Consider the following 21,383-nt stretch of genomic DNA (forward strand, 5'->3'; position numbering starts at 1 on the left):
GCCTTCACACCGGTGGAAAGGTCAACACGTCGAGGGTGGGGCACATGCTGATCGGGGAGCTGTCTCGCAGAACCGGGGCCAGTCCCCGCTCGCTGCGCTACTACGGAGAGCAGGGGCTGCTCGCCACCGGACGCGGGACGAACGGCTACCGCCACTACAGCGAGGACTCCGTGGTCACGGTGCGTCAGATCCGTGCCCTGCTGAAGGCCGGTCTGTCCACCGAGGTGATCCGGTCCGTGCTGCCGTGCGCGCGGGGTGAACGCCCGGACTTCGACTGGTGCGCCGACCTGTGGGACATCCTGAACGGCGAGCTGGCCGCCATGGACGAGCGCATCGACAACCTCCAGCGCGACCGCGGCACCCTCGCCTCCTACCTGACGCCCCCCTGACCACCGGGGCGGGGGTCGTAGGGTGGCCTGATGCCGTTGGTGGAAGTTACCCATGGGCCGGATGTGACCGAGGCGAAGCTCCGCGAGCTGGGGACCGTCCTGCCCCACCTGGTCTCCCTGGCCGTCGAGTGTCCCGAGGAGCCGTACGACGGTGACCTCCAGCCAGGCGACGTCGAGATCCGCTTCCGCCCCCTGGGACCGCTGGACCGCTGCGGCCTGGACGTGGTGATCGAGATCAGGTCCAAGTGGTTCGAAAGCAGAGCCGCCAACCGTCAGGCCCGCGTGGACACCCTCCACGAAGCCATCAGCACCGCGACCGGCCTCACCGACTTCGGCATCTACCTCTCCCTCCCGGTAGCGGCCTGGTCCCAGGGCGACTGAAGCAGTTGCTCGTGCAGGGCGCGGGCGGTCCTCAGGAAGCCGCTGGTTCCCCTGCGGGCCGCCGCCTCCGCGACCACCGGGACGGGGCCGTGCGCCTTCGCCCAACGAGCGGCGTCGATCGCGAAGGAGAGCGCCTGGGTGTGCGCGGAGTGCGGTCGTTCGTCCGGCCCCGGCAGGTAGACGGGCAGCAACCCGGTCATGATCTCCCACACCTGCCGGTGCGCGCCCTGCCTCGCGCACTCCTCAAGGGCCTGCCGTACATTGCCCATCTTGGTCACGTCCCTGCGCAGGCACAGCCCGAGCTGACGTCCGCACTCCACGGTGGGCAGGAGGTCCGCGGCGGTCGCGTTCAGCAGCAGCCTCTGGCCGCGTTCCGGCCAACCGAACATGCTCTGCTCGGTCATCTGGACGGCGATCAGTAGCGCCATCGCCTCACCGATCGGCCCGTCCTGGGAGAGCAGGGCGGTCACGGCCTCGTGGAAGTAGCCGGGCCGATCCCAGACGTTGAGCAGGTGCGGCAGCAGGTGCATGGCCGCCACCTCCCGGTCCGAGGGCAGCGTCAGCCGCCAGCCGTGCACGTACGCGCCGCCCTCTTCGCCCAGCCAGGACGGCGGATCGGACAGCAACGCGTCGACCAGTGCCAGCCCGGTCGGCTCGATCCGGACGCGGGGGTGCAGCCGGGGACTGTGCCCGCCCTTCTGCCGGTCGTGCGTGTAGTCGCCGCCGGAGGACGACCAGTCGACGCGCAGCCTCGGCTCCGGCCGGTCGGTCAGCCAGCGGACCAGTACGGCTCCCGCCTCCGAGGTCAGCTTCCCGGCGCGGTCGACCACCTCCGGGTCCACCTCGCGCGGCAGCCGCAGCAGCGCCTGTCCCAGGTCGGCGGGCAGCGCCTGGACGTCCGCCCGCTCGTATCCCTCAAGACGGGTCACCAGCTCGGCCGGATCGAGGTGACCGGAGGTCAGGGTCGGGGTGGCCAGGAGGTACGGCGGAAGCGTCCCGGCCTTCAGCGCGGCGTGGATCTCGGCGCAGCGCAGCAGCATGGCGTAGTGCGGCGCCGAGACGTGACGCGGGTCCGGCAGCCGGTTCGTGGGCCTGGGCTCCTCCTCCCTGTCGCCGCCGCTCCAGGGACCCGACGGTATGACCATCGTGTGCAGGATCTCGGCTTCAAGCGGTGGCTCCTCGGTGAAGTGCTCCAGGTTGCCCAGCGGAATGCCGCGCTGCCGCAGACCGGAGATGATCTTGTCGCGCGTCTCGGCGGGCAGGCCGCCGAAGCCGACCTCCATGTCCCCGTCGGGGGTGCGTACGGCGATGGTGTGTATGACGGGCTCGGGAGCCCGCCGGGGCTCCTCGGGGATGGGCGGTTCCTCACCGGGGGCGGCGGCCTCGCGCAGCATCGCCTTCGTCCACTCTTCGAGGCGGTGCCACTGACGCTGCCGGTAGATGCCTCCCTGGCCGGGACGTGGCCGCCCGGACGGGTCGCGGACGAAGCCGTCGAGCCAGCGTTCGAAGGTGACGCCGTCGTTCGTCGAGGCGTAGGTGCCGGTCAGGTCGGTGAGCGGCGCGGGGAACGGCTCACGGGGGAGCGGCTCGAACGGCGGCAGCGACCCCGGCTCGAAGTCGTCCACCACCTCGGGCTCGGCCGCCGCCACGCCGTACGCCTCGGCCAGCCGCCCCGCCAGGTCGGCGGGCAGGAAACTCGCCGCCTCGCGGACGGCCTCGGCCCCGGTGGCCGTGAAGCGTCCCGCGTGCTTGACGGCCAGGCGCACCGCGCGTTCGCGTACCTCGTACGACTCGCACAGGAACGCCGAGGCGAGCGCGGCGGCCAGGTCGTCGAGGTCACCGGTCGTGTCGCGGGCGGCCCGCTCAAGCAGACTCAGTCCGGCGCGGACGAGCTTGCCCTCGGGGCGCGACAGCAGCGCGACCGCCGCCTCGTTGACCTCCTCGCCACTCAGCCAGTCCGAGCCGCGCACCTGCCGCAGCGCCAGCTCCGCAACGGGCCCCGGGGACGCGGGCAGCAGCCGAAGATAGTCGCGGGTGCGCTCCCTGCTCGGCCCGGGAGCGAGCATCTCGTGCAGCCGGGCGAAGAACCGCAGGTCGGTGGCGCTGCCGCCGCGCAGGAAGCGGCGTACGCAGCCCTCGACCAACGGCTCGGCGGCGAACCGCCCGGCCGCGACCGCGTCGCGCAGCGCCCCCAGCCAGGTGCGACGGCCGGAGTCCCACTCGGGCGGATCGACGACGTCCTCGCGTAGTGCCCGGCCCACCCCCTCGGCCTCGAACAGCCGGGGCACTAGGTGCTCGGCCAGCGGGTCGTGCTCCAGGTCCGGCGGTTGGGAGACCCACGCGACGACGAGCGGGTCGTGCTCGGGCGGGGTCACGCCGGTACGGCGCAGCAACTCCAGGGCCAGCGAAGCGCTGCCGTCCCTGGCCTGAGCCCGGCTGCCACGCAGCCGCAGCGCCAGCCGTACGGCCAGGTCGGCCTGCCAGTCCTGCGGACGCGCGGTGATCACACTCAGCAGCGGCCCGGAGTCGAGCGGCTGTCGCCAGAGGGCGAAGTCACGCCGGTAGAGCCAGGTCGCCACGGCCGCAGCTCCGGCGATGGTGCCCGCGCCCGCGACGCGCATGGGTTCGGTCCACTTCTCGGCGTAGGACCACTCGCTCTGACGCGGGTTGCGTTCCGCGGTCTCCTTCTTGGCGGGGCCGAGGTGGCCGGGCAGCTCGCGGGCCACCGCACGGCGTCCCGCCTCGTCGAGAGCCAGTACGGCTTCCGCGACCTGGGCCGGGTCTTCGGTGGAGATGGCCGCGCGCACGCTCGACCAGGCCCCGCCTTCGGGGAGTGTCGTCATGCCGCACACCGTAGAGATCGGCTCCGACAGAAGCGGATCACCCGGCGTCGTGGGATATGAGGGCTAGTTGGACGCGGTTTTCGAGGTTGGTTTTGGTGAGGATTCGGGAGATGTAGCCCTTGACCGTGCCGACGCTCATGTGGAGTTCGGCGGCGATGTCCCCGTTCGACAGGCCACGGCCGACCGCGGCGGCGACCTCGCGTTCGCGGTCGCTGAGCCTGGACAGCAGCCGGGCGGCGTCGTCGCGGCGGCGGCTCTCCGTCTCCGGGGTCAGGTGCGCGATCAGGCGCCGGGTCACGCTGGGGGACAGGATCGGCTCACCGGCGACGACCCTGAGGATCGCGTCCACGATGCCCTCAGGCGGGGTGTCCTTGAGGAGGAACCCGCTGGCCCCGGCGCGCAGGGAGCCGAAGACGTGCTCGTCGGCGTCGAACGTGGTCAGCATGATGACGTGCGGCGGGTCGGGGCGGCGCCGGAGCAGCCGGGTGGCGTCGATCCCGTCCAGGCCCGGCATCCGGATGTCCATGAGCACCACGTCGGGCGCGTGGGCCTCGATCGCGGCCCCGACGTCGGCGCCGTCGGCCACCCCGCCGACCACGACCAACTCCTCCGCGCCTCTGAGCATCAGCGTCAGACCCGCCCTGACGAGCGGGTCGTCGTCCACGACCAGCACACGTACGGCCGTCATGTCGGCCATGGTAGCCAGACGGTCAGAAGGAACTCCCCGCCCTCGATCCCGGCGCGCTCGACCCGCCCCCCGGCCAACTCCGCCCGCTCCCGCACCCCGGTCAGCCCCGCGCCCTCACCCTGGGAGAACCCCTCGACGGGGTTGCGGACCTCTATGGTCAGGTCCTCGCCCGGGGTGCCGGTGAGGTGGAGGGTCACCGGCTGGCCGGGGGCGTGTTTGAGGGCGTTGGTGAGGCCCTCCTGGACTATTCGGTAGGCGGCTCGGGCCGTGGTGCCCGGTAGGTCGGCCAGCCGTACGCCACTGTCGTCCAGTTCGACCCGGGCGCCCGCGTGCCGTACCTCCTCGACCAAAGCCCGCAGGTCGAGTTCGGCCAGGACGGGGGCCTCGCGCAGGACCGAGATGACCTGGCGCAGCTCCTGGAGGGCCTGGTGGGCGTTGGCGCGCACCACGGAGGCCGCCTCGACGACCTCCGTGGGGTCGGCCTTCGCGTTGAACTCCAGGGCTCCGGCGTGCAACGCCAGCAGGGAGAGGCGGTGCGCCAGCACGTCGTGCATCTCGCGGGCGATGACCAGGCGTTCTGCGTGGCGGGCCTGCTCGGTGCGCCGCCGCTGGTCCTCCTCGGCCCTGCGGGCGCGCTCGACCAGCGAGAGCAGCAACTGGCGGCGGGCCCGCGCGAGCATCCCCCACCCGGTCAGCGCCACCCCGAACAGCACCGCGACCAGGGCCCACACCGGGTACGGCGCCAGCCCGGGAGGCCGGAGCCAGAACCGTGTCAGCGTCGCCGCGACCCAGGCGGCGCCGACCGCGACGGCGACGGCGGAACGCCGGTACAGGGCTGCCATCAGCGTCGCGACGCCCGCAGCGACCGACGCCGAGGCCGCGAACACCGAGATCGCCACGGCCACCAGTGCCATCGTGGCGGGCCACCGGCGTGACGGCCACAGCGCGGCGCACGCCGCCACGCCACCGGCCACGTCCACGAAGAACCAGGTGTCGCCGACCTCGCCCAGTACGACCGCGACCGCCGCGACCAGCGCGCAGGTCAGGCCGCCGATCCGCGTCGCCCTGTCCCAGGAGGTCCTGGCCGGCCCTGGCCGTACGTCTGCCATCACGGACGACCAGCGTAACCAGGCGAGTCGGCCGGGGGCAGCAACCAAAGTCGCCGCCGGTCGCTCACCTGGGTTGCCACGGACAGGCCCGGGGGCACAGGCCAGGGAGGGGGCGCGCGGACCACGATCGCCGTATGACAGCCAACCGGACCCGCGGCCGCCTGGCCGCACTGCTGCTCGCGGTGGTCACACCGCTCGTGGCCGAGTTCACCCTCGGCAACCCGCCGCTCCGCATGGCGTGGCTCCTGCTGCTGTGGATCCCGATCTACGGCGCGGGCACCGTCCTGGTCCGTGAGCTGGTACGGCGGGCGGGGACGGGCTGGGCCGGGGTGCTGCTCCTCGGCGCCGCCTACGGGATCGTCGAGGAGGGCCTGGCCCTGCAGGCGCTGAGCAGCCCCACGATGTACGGCGCCGTAGGGTGGGCGCCCCGGATCCTGGGCCTGAACAGCGCCTACGCCGAACTGCAGATTCCCTACCACGCGGTCTTCAGCGCCGTGATCCCGATCCTCCTGACCGACCTGGTCTTCCCCTCCCTGCGGGAGCGGCCCTACCTGGGCAGGCTGGGCGTCTGGTCGGCCGGGGTGGTCTTCGTCCTGGGTGCGCTGCTGCTGCGGGTGACCGTGGTGACGAGCATCGACCCCGGATACCGGGCGTCGACGGCGGTCCTGGTGGGGTGCGCGGTCGCGGTGGCTTTGCTGACGTTCGCGGGCCTGCGGCTACGGCTTCCCCGGAGCACGTCCTCGGGGAAACCGCCCCGGCCTGCGGTAACCGGGGTGTTCGGCGGGGTTGTCGTGTTCGGATACCTGGCGCTGCTGTTTCCCTTCGGGGGCGCGACGCGGCCGTTCTTCACCCACGGCGGGTGGACGGTCGCGCCCATGGCGGCCGCCGCCGTACTGGCCGTGGGGGCCGGGTGGCTCCTGCGCCGCTGGACGGCCGGTGACCCGTGGACGCCCGGGCACAGTCTCGCCCTGGCCACCGGCGCCCTGGTCGCCCACACCGCCTTCGGGCTGGTCTCCAACGCCGACACGACGGCCGACCGGCTCAGCCTTGCTGCTGTCGGCGTGGTCATGGTTGCGCTGCTGGCCCTGCTGGGAAAACGGGTGGCGTCCCCTCGGGGGTTGGCGGTTCACTGTGAGCGGTCTTTTCCAGAGGGAGCCTCATGATTGTCATCTCGGCCGCTTCGGGCGCTCTCGGCCGTCTCGTCGTCGATCGGCTGCGGGACCGGGCGGAGGTGGTGGCCGCCGTACGGGATCCCGGGCGGGCTCCTTCGGGGGTGGAAGTCAGAAGGGGTGACTACGACGATCCGGCGAGTCTGCGCGCGGCGTTCGAGGGGGCCGACCGGCTGCTGCTGATCTCCTCTCCCGAGCTCGACCCGGCCCGCAGGATCGGCCAGCACCTCGCCGCGATCGCCGCGGCCGTCGAGGTGGGGGTCGGTGCCGTCGTCTACACCAGCTTCCTGGACGCCGACATCGTCCCGACCGGGATGACCGAGGCGCACCACGCCACGGAGCAGGCCATCCTCCGCAGCGGCCTGCCGTACACCCTGCTGAGGCATCCCTTCTACGGTGAGGCGTTCGTCCCGCAGGTCTCCGGCGGGGAGCTGACCGGCAGCACCGGGGGACGGGGGCTGAACACCGCGTTCCGGACCGACCTGGCCGAGGCCGCGGCGAACGTCCTGACCGAGGAGGGGCATCTGGGCCGCGCCTATGACTTCACCGGCCCGCTGTGGAGTCACCCCGGGGTGGCCGAGGCGCTCGGGGTGCCCTACCGGGAGGTGCCCGACGCGGGCCCTGGGCCGATGAGCTGGCTCAACGCGCGGGTGCGTGCGGGGGACCTGGAGCGGCAGACACCCGACCTGGAACGGGTGCTCGGCAGGCCAGCGGAGAGCATGGTCTCCCGGCTGCTTTCGGGGGGTACGGCGAAGCCCCGCTGACCGTGGCGGGTCACACGGCGTGTTCGGCGCACAGGCAGGAGACGCCCCGGTCTATCCACTCCCGGCCGGTCCACTCGGGGTGGCGTTCGAGGAGCAGGGCGCGGACCTCGGCGAGGATCTCGGTCTCCTCCATCGCCGAGTCGCGCCGCCGCCACGTCTCCTCGCGCAGTTCGCGCAGGTAGTCACGGACGTCCGTGAGCACCTCAGGACCCCCGAGGTCGCCGTGGCCGGGCACCACCGTCCTGGGAGCCGTGGCGGTCAGCCGGTCGAGCACCGCCAGCCAGCCCACGCCGGAGACGTCCGTGTCGTACGGCGGGAACCAGGGGAAGATGGCGAACTGCCCGGTCTCCGCGAGGTCCCCGGTGAACAGCACCCCGGCGTCCGGCACCTCGACCACCTGGTCACCCCTCGTGTGACCCCGGCCGGTCGGGCGCAGCCGTACCGTGCGACCACCGAGGTCCAGGTCGTGGGCGTCGTCGTAGACCAGGTCGGGGACGGGCACCCGAACACCGTCAAGGCGGCGGGCGACCGTCTCGCCGAGGCCACGGAACATCTCCAGGTAGCCCTGCCCCTTCTCCCTGAGGTCGTCGGCCTGGGCGCGGTTGACCAGGTAGGTGGCCTCGTCGGCGAACACCTGCGCGCCGAAGGCGTGCTCCGGGTGGAAGTGCGTGGTGGTGAGGTACAGCTCGCGGCCCCCGGCGACCTCGGAGGCGAGGGCGAGGACCTGCTCGGCGTTGGCGACGCCGATGCCCGTGTCGACGACGAGGACGGCCCGCGTGCCGCCGACGACGCCGATGTTGGGCACCAGTCCGGCCCGCCGGTTCGGGACCACCAGCAGGTCGCGGGCGATCTCCTGGGCGCCGGAGGTCTGGACGGCGGGGTCGGGGATGGGTTCGTGGGTCATGCCCCGATTGCACCGCCGAGGGGTCGTCGCCGTCCAAGTCCGGTTGGGTGGCGGCGATACCGTGCGGGTATCGTCGCCGGTCATGGAGCTACGCACGCTGCGCTACTTCGTGGCCGTCGCTGAGGAACTCCACTTCGGCAGGGCCGCCGCCCGGCTGCACATGAGCCAGCCGCCGCTGAGCCGGGCGATCAGGGGTCTTGAGGCCGACCTCGGCGCCGTCCTGCTGCACCGCTCGGCCTCGGGAGTCAGCCTCACCCCGGCCGGTACGGCGCTGCTCGACGAGGCGCGTGCCCTGCTTGGGCGGGCGGAGCGGCTGCGGGTGCGGGTGGCCGTCGCGGCGGGGGCCTCGACCGTCACCGTCGGCATCCTGGGCGACGGCACCGACCGGGGCGCGACCCGGCTGGCCGCCGTCTATCGCCGTCGGCACCCGGACGTCGAGATCCGCGTCCGCGAGACCGACCTGACGGACCCGACCTGTGGGCTGCGCGCCGGGCTGGTGGACGTCGCCCTGACGCGTGGACCGTTCGACGAGACCGGGCTGACGGTGCGCGAGCTACGTGCCGATCCGGTCGGCGCCGTGCTGCGCGCCGACGACCCGCTCGCCCGGCGTGACCGGCTGAGCATGGCCGACCTGGCAGGACGGCGCTGGTTCCAGTTCCCCGACGGCGTCGATCCGCTCTGGCGGTCGTACTGGAACGGCGGCGAACCCCGCGAGGGCCCGGTCGTGCGCGCCGTACAGGAGTGCCTGCAGGCCGTGCTCTGGAACGGCACGGTCGGAATGGCCCCCCTCGGGCACACCCCGCCCGAAGAACTGACCGTGGTCCCGCTGACCGACATGGCCCCGAGCCGCGTGGTCGTGGCCTGGCGGACGGGCGACACGAACCCACTGGTCAGGTCGCTGGTCCGGCTCGCGGTAACTGTCTATCGCGGGTGAGGCGTACGGCTCGCGGTGGTTGTTCACCGTGACCGGGGGTCCAGGGTGCTCGTGATCAGGTCGGTCAGGGCCGTGACGGCGTTTTCGAGGGTCGTGTGGCCGTGGTTGAGTTCGGCGGCGATGGCTTCGGCGGCGCCGAGGGCGCCGACGCAGCGCAGCCTCAGTGCCGGGGCGGGCAGGCCGGAGTGGGGGGCCAGCGCGGTGGCCATCAGGTCGGTGTAGCCGTCGAGCGCCTCGCGCTGGACCGCCTCCATCTCCGGGCTGCCCCGTAGCGCGGCGGAGACGGCGTTGAACTCCGGCATGGCCGTGGCGCACGCGAAGTAGGCCGCGCTCATGACGCGGGCGACCTCGTGGCCGGTTGGCACGGCCTCCCGCAGTGCCCGGGTCAGCGCGGCCCGGTGCTGCTCGTCGAGCCGCTGGTAGAGCGCGATCAGCAGGCCGTGGCGGGTGCCGAAGTGGTCGTAGACGATCGGCCTGCTCACCTCGGCGGCCTCGGCGAGGGTGGGCAGGGTCAGGCCGTCCGCGCCCTGGGTGCGCACGATCGTCAGGGCGGTCTCAAGGAGCTGTTCCCGTCTCGCCTGCTTGGACAGACGGGTCGTCGGTGTTGCCATGGTGCCCCAGCTTAAGCTACAACGTGTAGCCTACAAAACGTAGCTTAGCCGTACGGGAGGAAACCGATGGAACCGGTACTGATCATGGGCGGGTCCGGGCAGGCGGGCGCGGGGGCCGCGGCCGTGTTGCGGCGGTGGCACCCGGAGCTGCCGCTGACCCTCGCGGGCCGTGACCTCGACCGCGCCCGGAAGGTCGCCGACGGGCTCGGTGCCGCCACGGCCGTGACCATCGACCTGCGGCGTGACGATCTCGGCCTCCCTGAGGACGGGAAGTACTCGGCGGTGGTCGCGGCGGTGTGGGACTCCCACCTCAACGGGCTGCGCTACGCGCAGGGGCGCGGCCTGCCGTACCTCAGCATCTCCAACGGGCTGGTGGACCTCGCGCCCGAGGTCTTCGCCGTGGCCCAGCGGGCGTCGGCGCCGGTGCTGCTGGCCAGCCACAGCTTCGCCGGGCTCGCCGTCCTCGCGGCACTGGACGCGGCCCGGCGGTTCGAGCGGATCGACGCCATCCGGATCGCCCTGATCCTGGACGAACTGGACGCCGGTGGGCCCGCCGCCGTCGCGGACCTGGACCGGCTGATGGCCGCCACCTCGGCCGGGCTGGTGCGCCGCGACGGCGTCTTCGCCTGGGTGGACGGTGAGGAGGCGCGGGTGGAGGTGGCGACCGCAGACGGCGTCGTCCTGGCCGGCCAGACGATCGCCATCCCCGACGTGCCGAGCGTCGCGCTCGCGACGGGGGCGCCGAATGTCCGCTTCGACTTCGCGGTCGGGGAGTCGGCGGGCAGGCGCGGCGGAGGTCCGGCCTCCGTCGAGGTCAGGATCGACCTGGCGGGGACCGGCCCCGGAGGGACGCCGCTCGGGGTGAGCCGCCGCCTCGCGCACCCCGACGGGCAGCGCCCCCTGACCGCGCTCGGCATCGCCCTCGGGGTGGAGCGCCTACTCGGCGAGCCCGTGGCGCCCGGCGTCCACGCCCCCGAGGCGCTGCTCGACCCGGCCCTCGCGGTCGAGCGGATGGTGGACGCGGGCACCGTCCTCACCGACACGTGAGGCTCACCGTTCGTCGACGACCTTGCCGTTCAGGGCGGTCGCGTCCTGGGTGAGGGCCATGGTCAGCGGGGCCTCGGGGAAGGTGGAGATGGCGGCGAGGGCGGCGCCGAGCTGGGCGGCGCTCTCCCAGTGCCAGGTGTCGGTGTAGGTGCCGTCCTCAAGCCGGACGAGCACGGCGTGGGTGAGGCCGGGGTGCCCCTCCCTGACGGTCGCGATCAGTGAGCTCCTGCGGGCGAGGAACTCCTCAAGATCATCCTCGGCGACGAGGTAGCGGTGCGAGCGGACCACGGACATGTTCTGCTGCTCCTTCGGAATCGGGCTTACCAGCTGCCCGCGACCTGGCGGATCGGGGCGTTCAGGCGGTTGAAGAGGTTGGTGACGGCGGTCATCAGCAGGATCGAGGCGAGCTGCTTCTCGTCGAAGTGGTCGGCGGCGTTGTCCCAGACGTCGTCGGGGACGGCGTCGGTGTTGTCGGCGAGCCGGGTCGCGGCCTCGGCCAGCGCGAGCGCGGCCCGCTCGGCGTCGGTGTAGTACGGCGCCTCGCGCCAGGCCACGACCAGGCCGACGCGGTCGTCACTCGCGCCGAGCTTGCGCAGGTTCTTCAGACCCGCGTCCACGCAGAAGCTGCAGCCGTTGATCTGGCTGACCCGCAGGTGGATCATCTCCATGAGCTCCTGGGGGAGGCCCTGCGACTGGGCGGCCTTCATCAGCTCCTGAACGGGCTGGATCACGCCGGGGATGATCGAGGCGGGGTTCTTCATCCGGGCTTCCATGGTGTTCCTTCCATCGCGGTTGGTGTGAGACCAGAGTGGATGTCCGGATTGATACATTCGCTATGCGTGCACGATGCGACCGTGATGGGGGGACGATGCCGCGTTTCACCCTGCTCGGTCCTGTCCAGGTGATCGTTGACGGCGCCCCGCTGACGGGCATCGCCCCACGTCACCGGGCCGTGCTGGCCTACCTCCTGCTCAACGCGGGCCGGGTGATCGGCATCGAGCGGCTGATCGACGCGATGTGGGGCCACGACCGGCCGGACACCGCCCGCTCGCAGATCCACGCCTCGATCACCGCGATCCGCAAGGTGCTGCGGGGCGCGGGAGCCGTACACCTGCTGGAGACGCGGGGCGGCGGGTATGTCGCGCGGCCGGAGCCGGGGCAGCTCGACACGCGGGAGTTCACCGAGCTGGTGGCGGCCGGGGAGCTGCGCGCGGCGCTGGACCTGTGGCGCGGCGAGGCGCTTGAGGACGTGCACGCGCACTACGTCTCCGGCGCCAGGGAGCTGTGGCGGGACCGTCGACTCGCGGCCTACGAGCGCCTGGTCGAGGGGGAGCTGGCCGAGGGGCGGCACGGTGACCTGCTCGACGAGCTGGCGGCCCAGGTGAACGCCAACCCGCTGCGCGAGAGGCTCAACGGTCACCTCGTCCTGGCCCTGCACCGCGCGGGACGGCAGGCCGACGCCCTGGCCGCCGCGCGCTCCTACCGTACGGCTCTCGCGGAGGAGCAGGGTCTCGACCCCGGGCACGCCTTCGTCGAGCTGGAGCGGGCGGTGCTGACGGACACCCCGGCCGCCGCGCCGGTGCGCCGCTCGGCCTTCCTGCCGTACGACATTCCCGATTTTTCCGGACGAAGTGTCGAGGTGGGGCGGCTCGTCGGGGAGCACCGTGGGGCGGCGGTCATCACGATCGACGGCATGGCCGGGATCGGCAAGACCACGCTCGCCGTCCACGCGGCCCACCGGCTGGCCGGGCGCTACCCGGACGGACAGCTCTTCATCGACCTGCTGGCCCACACCGCGGGCCGGGAGCCGGTCGACGCCGCGGCCGCGCTTGAGACCCTGCTGCGCCAGCTCGGGGTGCCCGCGGAGCGCATCCCGGCCTCACCGGCGGAGCGGGGCGCCCTGTGGCGTGCCGAACTGGCCGGTCGCCGGGTGCTCGCCGTACTGGACAACGCCCTGGACGCCGAGCACGTCCGGCCCCTGCTGCCGGGGCGCTCGGACACCCTCGTCCTGGTCACCAGCAGGCGGCGGCTCGTCGATCTCGACGGCGCCGGTGCCCTCTCGGTTGACGTGCTGGGCGAGGAGGAGGCCGTCGAGCTGTTCGGGCGGATCGTGGGGGAACGCGCCTCACGTGAGGCCGAGGCCGTACGAGACGTGCTGCGCCTGTGCGGGCACCTCCCGCTGGCGATCAGGATCTCCGCCGCCCGCCTCCAGCACCGCCCGCGCTGGACCGTGGCCTACCTGGCGGACCGGCTGCGTGACCACCGCAGGCTCCTGGACGGTGTTTCGGCCGCGTTCACCCTCTCCTACGAGCAGCTCGACGAGGCGGAGCGGCGCATGTTCCGCCTGCTCGGGCTGGTGCCGGGACGCGACATCGACCCGTACGGCGCGGCGGCGCTGGCCGGGATCTCCGAGGAGGAGGCCGAGGAACTCCTCGAGGGGCTCCTCGACGCCCACATGCTCCTGCAGCTCGAACCCGGCCGCTACACCTTCCACGACCTGCTCCGCGAGCACGCGCGCTCGATCGCCGAGGACGACGGCGCCGTCATGCGGCTGCTCGCCTACTACCTGCACCGCTCGCGGGCGGCGATGGACCGGCTCTTCCCGCACACCGTCGGCCAGCGGGAGGGCATCCCCCAACCGGCGACCCCGGTGCCGCCCGTCCGCGACGCCGCCGAGGCGATCGGCTGGCTCGACGCCGAGCGCGCGAACATCATCGCGACCGCCGTCCAGGGGCCGGAGATCTGCCTCGGTCTCCTGGCGCTGGCGATAGGGCTCTATCTCGACAGGTACGCGCACCACGACGACGCGCTCACCCTGCACACGCTGGTGCTGCGGCGCAGCCGTACGCTCGGAGACCGTGGGGTCCAGGCGCGGGCGCTGGCCGACCTGGCGTGGACCCACTGGCGGCTCGGCGACTACGAGCGGGCACAAGAGTACGCGGAGCAGGCCCTCGACGTGTGCGAGAAGGCCGAGGAACGGGCCCTGGCCCTGCTCGCGCTGGGGAACGTGGCCCTGCGCCGCCACCGGGACGCCGAGGCCGAGAAGTACCTCAGGCAGGCGCTCGACCTGACCAGGATCGGCGCCGACACCTGGGGTGAGGCCCACGTGCTCGGCATCCTCGCCCTCGTGCTCGACCGGGCCGACCGTCCCGAGGAGGCCAGGCGCCACCTCGACCTGGCGCTCGCGCTGCACCGCAAGGTGGGCAACCCGGCGGGGGAGGCGGTGACGCTCAACCATCTCGGCGTCGTCCTGCGGCACCAGGGGGAGCTGGCCCAGGCGCGGGTCCGTCACGAGCGGGCCGCCGCCCTCTACCGCGGGCTCGGCAACGCGGCCGACGAGGCGGCGGCGCTCAACGGGCTCGCCGAGGCGGCCGACGACCTGGCCGGGGCTGTCGAGGGGCACACGGCGGCCCTCGCGCTCGCCGAGCTGACGCGCAACCGGCCCGAGCTGGCCCGCGCCCACGAAGGGCTGGCCCGCGCGCACCTGACACTCGGGAGCCCTGAACGGGCCTGCGAGCACGGGCGGCTTGCCCTGGCCCTCTACGACGAACTCGGTGTCCCCGAGGGCGGGGAGCTCCGTGCCCTCCTGGACCTGACGGGAGAGTCCGCAGGGGTGACAGGCTTGTGGCGGTAAGGAAACACCCCGAGGAACGGATCAGCGGTGGGTGACAGGAGAAACGACCCGGTCGTGGTGATCGGGCTCGGCAGGTTCGGCAGCTCCCTCGCCCTGGAGCTCGTCCGCCAGGGCACCGAGGTGATGGCGATCGACCACCGGCCCAAGGTGGTGCAGAGCCTCGCCGGGCAGCTGCCGCACGTCGTCACCGCCGACTCGACGGATCCCCACGCGCTCGACCAGCTCGGGGTGCCCGACTTCTACCGGGCGGTCGTGGCCATCGGCAGCGACATCGAGGCGAGCATCCTCACCGCGTCGATCCTGAGCGAGCTGGAGATCGACGACATCTGGGCCAAGGCGATCAGCCGCCAGCACGGCCGGATCCTCAACCGGGTCGGCGCCCACCACGTGGTCTTCCCCGAGCACGACATGGGCGAGCGCGTCGCGCACCTGGTCGGTGGGCGGATGCTCGACTACATGGAGGTCGACGAGAACTTCGCGCTGGTCAAGACCCGGCCGCCGAGGGACTACGTCGGGGTGCCGCTGGGCGAGTCGAACCTGCGCCGCAAGTACGGTGTCACGATCGTGGCGGTGAAGCCCCCCGGGGAGGAGTTCACCTACGTCGGCTCCGAGACCGTGCTGGCCTACGGCGACGTCATCATCGTCTCGGGCAAGACCCAGCAGATCGAACGCTTCACCGACCTTCCCTGACCGGAGGCTCCGGGGCCAGGGGGAGAGGTCTGTGTTATCTTTTGGGCAAACGTCCAGGGCGATCGTCCAAGAGGGGTGGCGATGGTGGAGAGATCGGCGGAACGGGGCCGGGCGACCCGGCAACGGCTGTTCGACGCCGCGGTGGCGCTGATCGGTGAGGTCGGCTGGGGTGGGGTCACCACCCGGATGGTCGCCGAACGCGCCGGGGTGGCCCCCGGCGTGGTGCACTACCACTTCGCGTCGGTGAACGACCTGCTGGTCGAGGCCTCGGCCGCGTTCGCCGGTGCGCTGTTCGGCGAGGCCGCGCGTCGGTTGACCGAGCAGCCCGACATCGGGAGCGGTCTCGACTGGCTGCTGGGCGAGCTGTCCGGATACACCGGCGCCGATCCGGCCTCACCGCTGATCGTGGAGATGTATCTGGCCGCGGGCCGGCACCCCGAGCTCCGCGACCGGCTCCGCGTCATGATCGACGACTTCCGCTCCCAGGTGGCCTCCTGGCTGCGGGTCAACGGCCACACCGGTGACGCCGAGGCCGCCGCCGTCCTGCTCGCGGCGAGTGTGGACGGCCTGGTGCTGCACCACAGCCTCGACCCCGCCACGGACATCGCCGCGCTCGCCGCTCCGCTGCGGGCCATGCTGACGGGCCAGCCCGGATGAGGGCGCTCATCTGCGGCGCGGGGATCGCCGGGCTCACCCTGGCCTGGCACCTGGAGCGCGCGGGCTGGCAGGTCGAGGTGGTCGAACGCGCCCCGGCCCTCAGGGACGGCGGATACATGATCGACTTCTACGGGCCGGGATACGAGGTGGCCGAGCGGATGGGCCTGACCCCCCGCCTGCTGCAGGCGCGCTACCCGGTCAGCGAACTCAGCTACGTCGATCGCGACGGACGCCAGACCAGCCGCCTGGCCATGTCCGCGTCCTTCGACCGGGTGGTGAGCCTGCTGCGCGCCGACCTGGTCCACGCCATCCACGACGACGTGCGCACCCCGGTGACCTACGGCACCAGCGTCGCGGGCATCGAACAGCACGACGAGGGCGTCACCGTGGAACTGACCGACGGCACCCGCCGCGAGGTCGACCTCCTCGTGGGCGCCGACGGGGCCCACTCCCGGGTCAGGGAACTGGCCTTCGGCCCCGAGGAACGGTTCCTGCGCTACCTCGGCCACCAGGTCGCCGCCTACGTCATCGACGACAAGGCACTCAGCGAGCAGGTCGGCACCCGCTACCGGATGCTGACTGTGCCGGGGCTGATGGCCGGAGCCTACGCGCTGCGCGGCGACCGGCTCGCCCTGCTGTTCCTGCTCCGCGAACCCGACCCCACCCTGACCGGCGACCCGGCCACCTGGCTACGGCGCCACTACGGCGACCTCGGATGGATCCTGCCGGAGGCGCTCGCCCGGTGCCCGGAGCCCGCCGAGATCTACCGCGACCAGGTGACCCAGATCGACATGGAGCACTGGAGCACGGGACGCGTCGTCCTGCTCGGGGACGCCTGCCAGGCGGTGTCCCTGTTCGCCGGGCACGGCGCCTCCCTGGCGATGGCCGGGGCGTGGGTGCTCGCCGACGAACTCGCGGCGGCGGGCGCGGACGGCGTCCCGGACGCGCTGGCCGCCTACCAGCGGCGGGTACGGCCCGCGGTCGAGGAGGTGCAGGCCTTCGGCCGCCGCTTCATCCGGTGGATGGCCCCCGCCAGCAGGCTGCGCATCACCGCCCGCGACTGGATGCTCCGCCTGGCCGCCCTGCCGGGAGCCGACCGGCTCTTCCTCAACACGCTCACCTCGGGCGGACACGGCCTCATCGTCTCCCGCGCCGTGGACGAACTGCGGGGTTGACGAGACCGAGGTGCGCGGCGGCGACACCTTTGGGGACGGCCATCCGCCAGGCGTCGGTCACGATCTCCGTGAGCTCCGGGGTGTCGAGGGCGGACAGCCGTACCCGGACCCAGTTGAAGCGTTCGTCGGACGGGAGGGGCATGAGGAAGCGGTCCGGGTCCGAGGCCACCAGCGCGGCGCGCTCCTCCCTGGGGAAGGCGAAGCCCATGAGGGTCTCGTCGCGCGACAACGCGACGTAGACGATCCGGCCGACCCTGAACTTGACCCGGTCGCGGATCAGGTGCTCACTCGTCCTGGGCAGCGCCATGGCCACCCGCCGCACGTCCTCCGTGGTCACCAACGCATACCTCCCGGCACCGTACGGCCCGCTCCACCGACGGGCACGACAGCCGCCGGTCACTCGTGACCGGCCACCATTGTCGGCCCCGGACGAGGCCCCCAAGGACATGACCGGACAATCCACGCATCCCTTCGGGTGTACGGCCCGCCGTACCACCCGCCTGACCTGCGGCGGGACCCTGACCACTCGACGGAGTTATGCACCCCTGGGATTAGTCAGTGAAGAAGGGCGCTCGTACGCTCCACGGTGACGACGAAAGAGCGGTGGCTGTCCGTGCCCTGCTTGCCCGGCGGCGCGTCCGCTCAGGAATGAGGTCCCGGTGAGTCGAAAACGCCTCCTGTCTCTCGTGACCGTGCTTCTCGCGCTGCCGCCGCTCGCGGTCACCACCCCCGCCTCGGCCGCCACCACGAGAACCGCCGCACCCTACTGTTACGAGGAACCGTCACAACCGACCGCGGACGTGAGCGACCTCAAGGCGAGGTTCACCGCGTCCAACTGGATGCAGACCCTCCAGACGATGTACCGAAGGCGGTGGCCGAGCGGTGAGGCGCTGGCCGTCGCCCAGGCCAGGGACCAGTACTGGACCCAGTTCGTCCGGACGAACAGCTTCGAGGCCTTCGCCGAGTCGATGATGGTCGCGATCCACGAGGAGACCCACATGTGGGACCTCGACCCCGCGCGGACCAGGTGGAACGTGCACACCGCGGCCTGGATCAACGCCTCCCGGCAGGACACGACGGTGCCGCTGCACGACGGCTTCCCCCGCAAGGAGATCATCCCGCTGATCACCGACCGGCTCAGCGACTCCATGGACGGCATCTACCTGCGCGACCGCACCCAGGGGGAGTATCACCTCCAGGGCGTGCTGGCGGAGCTGAACGCCGGGCTGACGGGCCTGCCCGCGGTGACTGTCGTCCAGGAGTACATCCGGGGCATCGGCGCCAGCAACGCGCGTGACATCGCGGCCACCAACCTGCGCTACCTGCTGCTCTATCTACGGGTGGCCAAGAGCAGGCACCCCGACTACTGGACGAAGATCAAGAACGAGCCGAAGCTGCGTGAGCTGGTCCTGACCCAGTTCCTGCGCACTGCCTACTGGCTGGAGAAGTCCGCCCCCTACACCGGCAAACTGGGCAGCCCCGACGCCGACAGGATCACCGCGACCAACTACTCCGCGGAGAACATCGCCATCCTGGAGGAGTTCACCGGCAGACGCGTCCGCACCGACACCCAGAAGAACTGCACCCTCTGAGCAGGAACCGGCGCTCACCGACTCCCGCTGCCGCGTGAGCGCCGGTCCCACAGCCCGCCACGCCGTACGGCATGGCAGAACCCGTCGGTTCAGTCGCGGACGGCTCGTCGCAGGACGGCGTGGATGCGGTCGGGGTCGGCGGGGGCGTTGTCGAGGAGGATCGCGGTGCACAGTCCGTCGGAGGCCGCGACGAGGGCGGCGACGGCCGCGGGGTCGTCGGTCAGCGTGGCGGCGAGTTCGGCGATGTTCTCCCGCCAGCGTCGTGCCACGGGTCGCAGCGCGGGGCGGCGGGCGGCCAGGGTCGCCAGCTCGCGTTCGGCCAGGGCGCGTTCACGTCCGGGACCGGCGGACTCGGCGATGAGGTGGGCCAGGCCGGTGAGCTTGTCGCCGGGGGCGTCGATGATGTCGCGGATGCGGGCGGTGTAGGCGTCGGCGACGCTCGTGAGGGCGGCGACGAGCAGGTCGTCGAGGGTCGCGAAGTAGTAGGTGCTCAGGGACGTCGTGGTGCCGGCCTGTTTGGCGACCGTGCGATGGGTGACGCCTGCCGCGCCGTCGCGGGTGACCACGGCGAGGGTGGCCTCGATGATCTCCGCGCGTCGCTTCTCGCCACGTGCGCGGCGTCCGTCGGTGGTGTCGGTGGTGTCGTCCATGCTGCTCCTCGGCCCGGCCCCCAGGATAGTCGGACCATCGTTCAAACGTCGGGGTCGCGGTTCGCCTCCCCGAGCGCGGGCACGTGACGCAGCATCCCGAGGCACAGCACCGTGGCGGCGGCGATGGCGACCCCCGCGACCAGGGAAGCGACGTTGAGCCCACCGGTGAAGGCCTGCTGGGCCGCCTTGACGGTCGCGGGCGGAAGACTCTCGGCGATCGTCACGGTCGCGTTCAGGCTGTCGGTGAGGTGACCGGAGGCTTCCGACGTCAGGCCTTCGGGCACCGTCACCCGGGTGCGGTAGACGGCGGTGGTGAGACTGCCGAGCAGGGCGACGCCGACGGCGATGCCGAGTTCCTGGACCGTCTCGGACATCGACGCCGCCGACCCGGACCGCGCCGTCGGCACGGAGCCCACCACCATGTCGGTGCCCAGGGCGGCGAGGGCGCCCAGCCCGAGATAGACGAATGCGAAGCCGACAACCACGGGGACCTTGTCGTCGAACCCCACGGTGGCGAGCAGTGCGTAGCCGACGAGGGACACCCCGAGGGCGGCGCCCATGACCGAGCCGGGGCGCAGGCGCCGGGCGACCAGGGGAGCGCCGACGGCGGCGGCGAACATCGCCAGCGCCGGTGGTCCCATCCAGAGCCCCGCCTCGAAGGGAGTGAGCCCTTCGACAAGCTGGAGGTACTGCGTGACCAGGTACATCGAGCCCCCGACTCCGGCCAGGCCGATGAGCAGCACACCCAGGGCCACGGTGAAGGCCCGGTTGCCGAACAGCGTCACGTCCAGCAGCGGGTCGGAGAGGCGGCGTTGGCGGCGTACGAACACGATGCCGGCCAGAACGCCCGCCACGGCACAGACGAGGGTCAAGCCGCCGGGACCGTCGGAGGCGACGTGTTTGACGGCGTAGACGACCGGAAGGATCGCCGCCAGGGACAGGCCCACGCTGATCAGGTCCAGTCGCCCGGCGGACGGATCCGCGTACTCGGGAAGCAGCGCGCGTGCCCCGGCCAGGACGGCGAGGGCGACGGGCACCGCCGTCAGGAACGGCGCTCCCCACCAGAGGGAGTCCACCAGCGCTCCGCCCACGATCGGCCCGGCGGCCATCCCGAGCGCGAACATCGTGGCCCAGACCCCGATCGCGACCGCGCGCTGACGCGCGTCGGGGAACATGTTCGAGATCAGCGACAGCGTGGAGGGCATGAGCGTCGCCCCGGCCACCCCCAGCAGCGCTCGTGCGAGGATCAACAGCTCGGCCGTGGGGGCGAACGCGGCGAACACCGATGCCGCCGCGAAGGCGATCATCCCGATCTCCAGCAACCGGCGCCGCCCGATCCGGTCGCCCAGCGTGCCCATGGTGACGAGGAACCCGGCGACGAGGAACCCGTAGGCGTCCATGATCCATAGCAGTTGGGCGGCTGACGGGGACAGATCGGCCGCCATGCTCGGCGCCACCAGGTACAGGACGGTCACGTCCAGTCCCAGCAGCACCGTCGGCAGGGCCAGCAGGCCCAGTCCCGCCCACTGGCGCTTCCCCGCTCGCATGAATCGTTGCCGCGTCATCACGTCCCCCTTCGTCCTCATTAAATTGAACGTTAGTACAATTAGTACCATCGTTCAATATTATGAGGACGAGCGTGACCGGTCGGGTCCAGGACGTACGTTGTGAGCCCTCAGTCGGGCTGCCTGGCGTTGACCCGTGCCTGGATGCCCTGGAGCACGTTGTGCGTCGCGCGGATGGAGCCCTCCTGCCAGCCGGTGATGTGGCTCATGTGCTCACCCGTGAACCGGTACGGCCCGTCCGGCGGCAGCGGCACGGAGTAGACGTCGCGGCGCGTCGCCCCAGTCGATCCACGCCCCCTTCTGGAAGGGCACGTTCGGCCACGCGACGGAGAAGGGGCGCCGGACCAGGTCGCGGTAGCCCGGGAACAGGTGTTCGCCGTCGGCCGCGCGCCGCGAGATCCGGCCGACCCGCACAGGGTTCCGGTACGGCCAGCAGCCCCATCGCCGTCAGCGTTCCGTAGGCGGCTCCCACGCCACCGGCGCGGCCGACCAGGTTCACGAACGCCCGGCGTGTCAGGTGGTCACGGTGCATGCGCCCTCCAGTGCGGGGGTGAGTGGGGGATCTGCGGGGCGCCTGGCTT

The 21,383-nt window shown here is 72.1% G+C and carries 22 protein-coding genes; 11 read left to right on the plus strand and 11 right to left on the minus strand.

Features of this window, described 5'->3' with window-relative positions:
• Positions 1 to 44: 44 nt before the first annotated feature.
• Entirely contained in the window at positions 45 to 389 is a 345-nt protein-coding gene (locus tag FHS44_RS03255; protein WP_184712351.1) for a MerR family transcriptional regulator, read from the plus strand.
• Positions 390 to 419: 30 nt separating this feature from the next.
• Positions 420 to 770, plus strand: coding sequence for a hypothetical protein (locus FHS44_RS03260; protein ID WP_184712352.1), 351 nt, complete (start codon positions 420 to 422; stop codon positions 768 to 770).
• Here the strand turns inward: FHS44_RS03260 and FHS44_RS03265 are convergent.
• Genes FHS44_RS03265 through FHS44_RS03275 form a run of 3 tightly spaced genes read right to left on the minus strand, consistent with a single transcriptional unit; the run spans position 728 to position 5,410 of the window.
• Positions 728 to 3,613: a DUF7824 domain-containing protein gene (locus tag FHS44_RS03265; protein ID WP_184712353.1), complete on the minus strand. Its 2,886-nt coding sequence runs from the start codon at positions 3,611 to 3,613 to the stop codon at positions 728 to 730. The two genes, FHS44_RS03260 and FHS44_RS03265, sit on opposite strands and share 43 nt — an antisense overlap.
• A 37-nt stretch (positions 3,614 to 3,650) precedes the next feature.
• Positions 3,651 to 4,310, minus strand: a complete 660-nt coding sequence (locus tag FHS44_RS03270; protein ID WP_221460305.1) for a response regulator — start codon at positions 4,308 to 4,310, stop codon at positions 3,651 to 3,653.
• The gene (locus FHS44_RS03275) at positions 4,298 to 5,410 is read right to left on the minus strand and encodes a sensor histidine kinase (RefSeq protein ID WP_246435228.1); all 1,113 of its coding nucleotides are present in this window, start codon (positions 5,408 to 5,410) and stop codon (positions 4,298 to 4,300) included. The genes FHS44_RS03270 and FHS44_RS03275 overlap by 13 nt, the downstream gene beginning before the upstream one ends.
• Before the next feature lie 134 nt (positions 5,411 to 5,544).
• On the opposite strand from FHS44_RS03275, the gene FHS44_RS03280 reads away from it, so the two are divergent.
• Positions 5,545 to 6,573, plus strand: a complete 1,029-nt coding sequence (locus tag FHS44_RS03280; RefSeq protein WP_184712356.1) for an AF_0692 family protein — start codon at positions 5,545 to 5,547, stop codon at positions 6,571 to 6,573.
• Complete coding sequence (locus FHS44_RS03285) at positions 6,570 to 7,343, plus strand: NAD(P)H-binding protein (RefSeq protein WP_184712357.1); 774 nt, start codon at positions 6,570 to 6,572, stop codon at positions 7,341 to 7,343. Before FHS44_RS03280 ends, FHS44_RS03285 begins: the two co-directional genes overlap by 4 nt.
• A 10-nt stretch (positions 7,344 to 7,353) precedes the next feature.
• On the opposite strand, the gene FHS44_RS03290 is transcribed toward FHS44_RS03285, so the two are convergent.
• Entirely contained in the window at positions 7,354 to 8,247 is an 894-nt protein-coding gene (locus FHS44_RS03290; RefSeq protein ID WP_184712358.1) for an MBL fold metallo-hydrolase, read from the minus strand.
• Between the two features lie 82 nt (positions 8,248 to 8,329).
• Between FHS44_RS03290 and FHS44_RS03295 the strand changes: the two genes are divergently transcribed.
• A complete protein-coding gene (locus FHS44_RS03295) occupies positions 8,330 to 9,181 on the plus strand; it encodes a LysR family transcriptional regulator (RefSeq protein ID WP_184712359.1) in 852 nt (283 codons plus the stop codon).
• A gap of 23 nt (positions 9,182 to 9,204) precedes the next feature.
• Here the strand turns inward: FHS44_RS03295 and FHS44_RS03300 are convergent, their stop codons facing one another.
• Positions 9,205 to 9,792, minus strand: a complete 588-nt coding sequence (locus FHS44_RS03300) for a TetR/AcrR family transcriptional regulator (RefSeq protein ID WP_184712360.1) — start codon at positions 9,790 to 9,792, stop codon at positions 9,205 to 9,207.
• 66 nt (positions 9,793 to 9,858) lie between these two features.
• Here FHS44_RS03300 and FHS44_RS03305 point away from each other — a divergent pair, with 66 nt between their 5' ends.
• A complete protein-coding gene (locus tag FHS44_RS03305; protein ID WP_184712361.1) occupies positions 9,859 to 10,839 on the plus strand; it encodes a saccharopine dehydrogenase in 981 nt (326 codons plus the stop codon).
• A gap of 3 nt (positions 10,840 to 10,842) precedes the next feature.
• Here the strand turns inward: FHS44_RS03305 and FHS44_RS03310 are convergent, their stop codons facing one another.
• Positions 10,843 to 11,133 (minus strand): hypothetical protein, encoded by a 291-nt coding sequence (locus tag FHS44_RS03310; protein ID WP_184712362.1) that lies wholly within the window; start codon positions 11,131 to 11,133, stop codon positions 10,843 to 10,845.
• Positions 11,134 to 11,159: 26 nt separating this feature from the next.
• Entirely contained in the window at positions 11,160 to 11,612 is a 453-nt protein-coding gene (locus FHS44_RS03315; RefSeq protein ID WP_184712363.1) for a carboxymuconolactone decarboxylase family protein, read from the minus strand.
• A gap of 95 nt (positions 11,613 to 11,707) precedes the next feature.
• On the opposite strand from FHS44_RS03315, the gene FHS44_RS03320 reads away from it, so the two are divergent.
• From FHS44_RS03320 to FHS44_RS03335, 4 genes are all read left to right on the plus strand, one after another.
• Positions 11,708 to 14,473 carry an AfsR/SARP family transcriptional regulator gene (locus tag FHS44_RS03320; protein WP_184712364.1) on the plus strand — a complete coding sequence of 922 codons (2,766 nt, stop codon included), beginning with the start codon at positions 11,708 to 11,710 and terminating at the stop codon, positions 14,471 to 14,473.
• A 27-nt stretch (positions 14,474 to 14,500) separates the two neighbouring features.
• The gene (locus FHS44_RS03325) at positions 14,501 to 15,163 is read left to right on the plus strand and encodes a potassium channel family protein (RefSeq protein ID WP_184712365.1); all 663 of its coding nucleotides are present in this window, start codon (positions 14,501 to 14,503) and stop codon (positions 15,161 to 15,163) included.
• 81 nt (positions 15,164 to 15,244) lie between these two features.
• Positions 15,245 to 15,820 carry a TetR/AcrR family transcriptional regulator gene (locus FHS44_RS03330; protein WP_221460306.1) on the plus strand — a complete coding sequence of 192 codons (576 nt, stop codon included), beginning with the start codon at positions 15,245 to 15,247 and terminating at the stop codon, positions 15,818 to 15,820.
• Positions 15,817 to 16,995, plus strand: a complete 1,179-nt coding sequence (locus tag FHS44_RS03335; protein ID WP_184712366.1) for an FAD-dependent oxidoreductase — start codon at positions 15,817 to 15,819, stop codon at positions 16,993 to 16,995. The genes FHS44_RS03330 and FHS44_RS03335 overlap by 4 nt, the downstream gene beginning before the upstream one ends.
• Here the strand turns inward: FHS44_RS03335 and FHS44_RS03340 are convergent.
• Positions 16,958 to 17,332: an MmcQ/YjbR family DNA-binding protein gene (locus FHS44_RS03340; RefSeq protein WP_312863514.1), complete on the minus strand. Its 375-nt coding sequence runs from the start codon at positions 17,330 to 17,332 to the stop codon at positions 16,958 to 16,960. The genes FHS44_RS03335 and FHS44_RS03340 overlap by 38 nt on opposite strands.
• Positions 17,333 to 17,681: 349 nt before the next feature.
• Between FHS44_RS03340 and FHS44_RS03345 the strand changes: the two genes are divergently transcribed.
• Positions 17,682 to 18,587, plus strand: a complete 906-nt coding sequence (locus FHS44_RS03345; protein ID WP_221460307.1) for a hypothetical protein — start codon at positions 17,682 to 17,684, stop codon at positions 18,585 to 18,587.
• Between the two features lie 89 nt (positions 18,588 to 18,676).
• Here FHS44_RS03345 and FHS44_RS03350 read toward each other — a convergent pair whose 3' ends face one another.
• The 3 genes from FHS44_RS03350 to FHS44_RS03360 all read right to left on the minus strand — a co-directional run bounded on the left by FHS44_RS03350 (position 18,677) and on the right by FHS44_RS03360 (position 21,216).
• Positions 18,677 to 19,237, minus strand: coding sequence for a TetR/AcrR family transcriptional regulator (locus FHS44_RS03350; protein ID WP_184712368.1), 561 nt, complete (start codon positions 19,235 to 19,237; stop codon positions 18,677 to 18,679).
• 41 nt (positions 19,238 to 19,278) lie between these two features.
• On the minus strand, positions 19,279 to 20,802 hold the full coding sequence (locus FHS44_RS03355) for an MFS transporter (protein WP_221460308.1): 1,524 nt from the start codon (positions 20,800 to 20,802) through the stop codon (positions 19,279 to 19,281).
• Positions 20,803 to 21,015: 213 nt separating this feature from the next.
• Positions 21,016 to 21,216, minus strand: a complete 201-nt coding sequence (locus FHS44_RS03360) for a hypothetical protein (protein WP_184712369.1) — start codon at positions 21,214 to 21,216, stop codon at positions 21,016 to 21,018.
• Positions 21,217 to 21,383 lie beyond the last annotated feature (167 nt).

This window comes from Streptosporangium saharense, assembly GCF_014203715.1.
GTDB lineage: Bacteria > Actinomycetota > Actinomycetes > Streptosporangiales > Streptosporangiaceae > Streptosporangium > Streptosporangium saharense.

What these genes read in the sequence shown, in the direction of transcription:
- FHS44_RS03255 (WP_184712351.1), top strand. Translation starts at nt 45, where the DNA reads ATGCTGATCGGGGAGCTGTCTCGCAGAACCGGGGCCAGTCCCCGCTCG.
- FHS44_RS03260 (WP_184712352.1), top strand. Translation starts at nt 420, where the DNA reads ATGCCGTTGGTGGAAGTTACCCATGGGCCGGATGTGACCGAGGCGAAG.
- FHS44_RS03265 (WP_184712353.1), bottom strand. Translation starts at nt 3,613, where the DNA reads ATGACGACACTCCCCGAAGGCGGGGCCTGGTCGAGCGTGCGCGCGGCC.
- FHS44_RS03270 (WP_221460305.1), bottom strand. Translation starts at nt 4,310, where the DNA reads ATGGCCGACATGACGGCCGTACGTGTGCTGGTCGTGGACGACGACCCG.
- FHS44_RS03275 (WP_246435228.1), bottom strand. Translation starts at nt 5,410, where the DNA reads ATGGCAGACGTACGGCCAGGGCCGGCCAGGACCTCCTGGGACAGGGCG.
- FHS44_RS03280 (WP_184712356.1), top strand. Translation starts at nt 5,545, where the DNA reads ATGACAGCCAACCGGACCCGCGGCCGCCTGGCCGCACTGCTGCTCGCG.
- FHS44_RS03285 (WP_184712357.1), top strand. Translation starts at nt 6,570, where the DNA reads ATGATTGTCATCTCGGCCGCTTCGGGCGCTCTCGGCCGTCTCGTCGTC.
- FHS44_RS03290 (WP_184712358.1), bottom strand. Translation starts at nt 8,247, where the DNA reads ATGACCCACGAACCCATCCCCGACCCCGCCGTCCAGACCTCCGGCGCC.
- FHS44_RS03295 (WP_184712359.1), top strand. Translation starts at nt 8,330, where the DNA reads ATGGAGCTACGCACGCTGCGCTACTTCGTGGCCGTCGCTGAGGAACTC.
- FHS44_RS03300 (WP_184712360.1), bottom strand. Translation starts at nt 9,792, where the DNA reads ATGGCAACACCGACGACCCGTCTGTCCAAGCAGGCGAGACGGGAACAG.
- FHS44_RS03305 (WP_184712361.1), top strand. Translation starts at nt 9,859, where the DNA reads ATGGAACCGGTACTGATCATGGGCGGGTCCGGGCAGGCGGGCGCGGGG.
- FHS44_RS03310 (WP_184712362.1), bottom strand. Translation starts at nt 11,133, where the DNA reads ATGTCCGTGGTCCGCTCGCACCGCTACCTCGTCGCCGAGGATGATCTT.
- FHS44_RS03315 (WP_184712363.1), bottom strand. Translation starts at nt 11,612, where the DNA reads ATGGAAGCCCGGATGAAGAACCCCGCCTCGATCATCCCCGGCGTGATC.
- FHS44_RS03320 (WP_184712364.1), top strand. Translation starts at nt 11,708, where the DNA reads ATGCCGCGTTTCACCCTGCTCGGTCCTGTCCAGGTGATCGTTGACGGC.
- FHS44_RS03330 (WP_221460306.1), top strand. Translation starts at nt 15,245, where the DNA reads ATGGTGGAGAGATCGGCGGAACGGGGCCGGGCGACCCGGCAACGGCTG.
- FHS44_RS03335 (WP_184712366.1), top strand. Translation starts at nt 15,817, where the DNA reads ATGAGGGCGCTCATCTGCGGCGCGGGGATCGCCGGGCTCACCCTGGCC.
- FHS44_RS03350 (WP_184712368.1), bottom strand. Translation starts at nt 19,237, where the DNA reads ATGGACGACACCACCGACACCACCGACGGACGCCGCGCACGTGGCGAG.
- FHS44_RS03355 (WP_221460308.1), bottom strand. Translation starts at nt 20,802, where the DNA reads ATGACGCGGCAACGATTCATGCGAGCGGGGAAGCGCCAGTGGGCGGGA.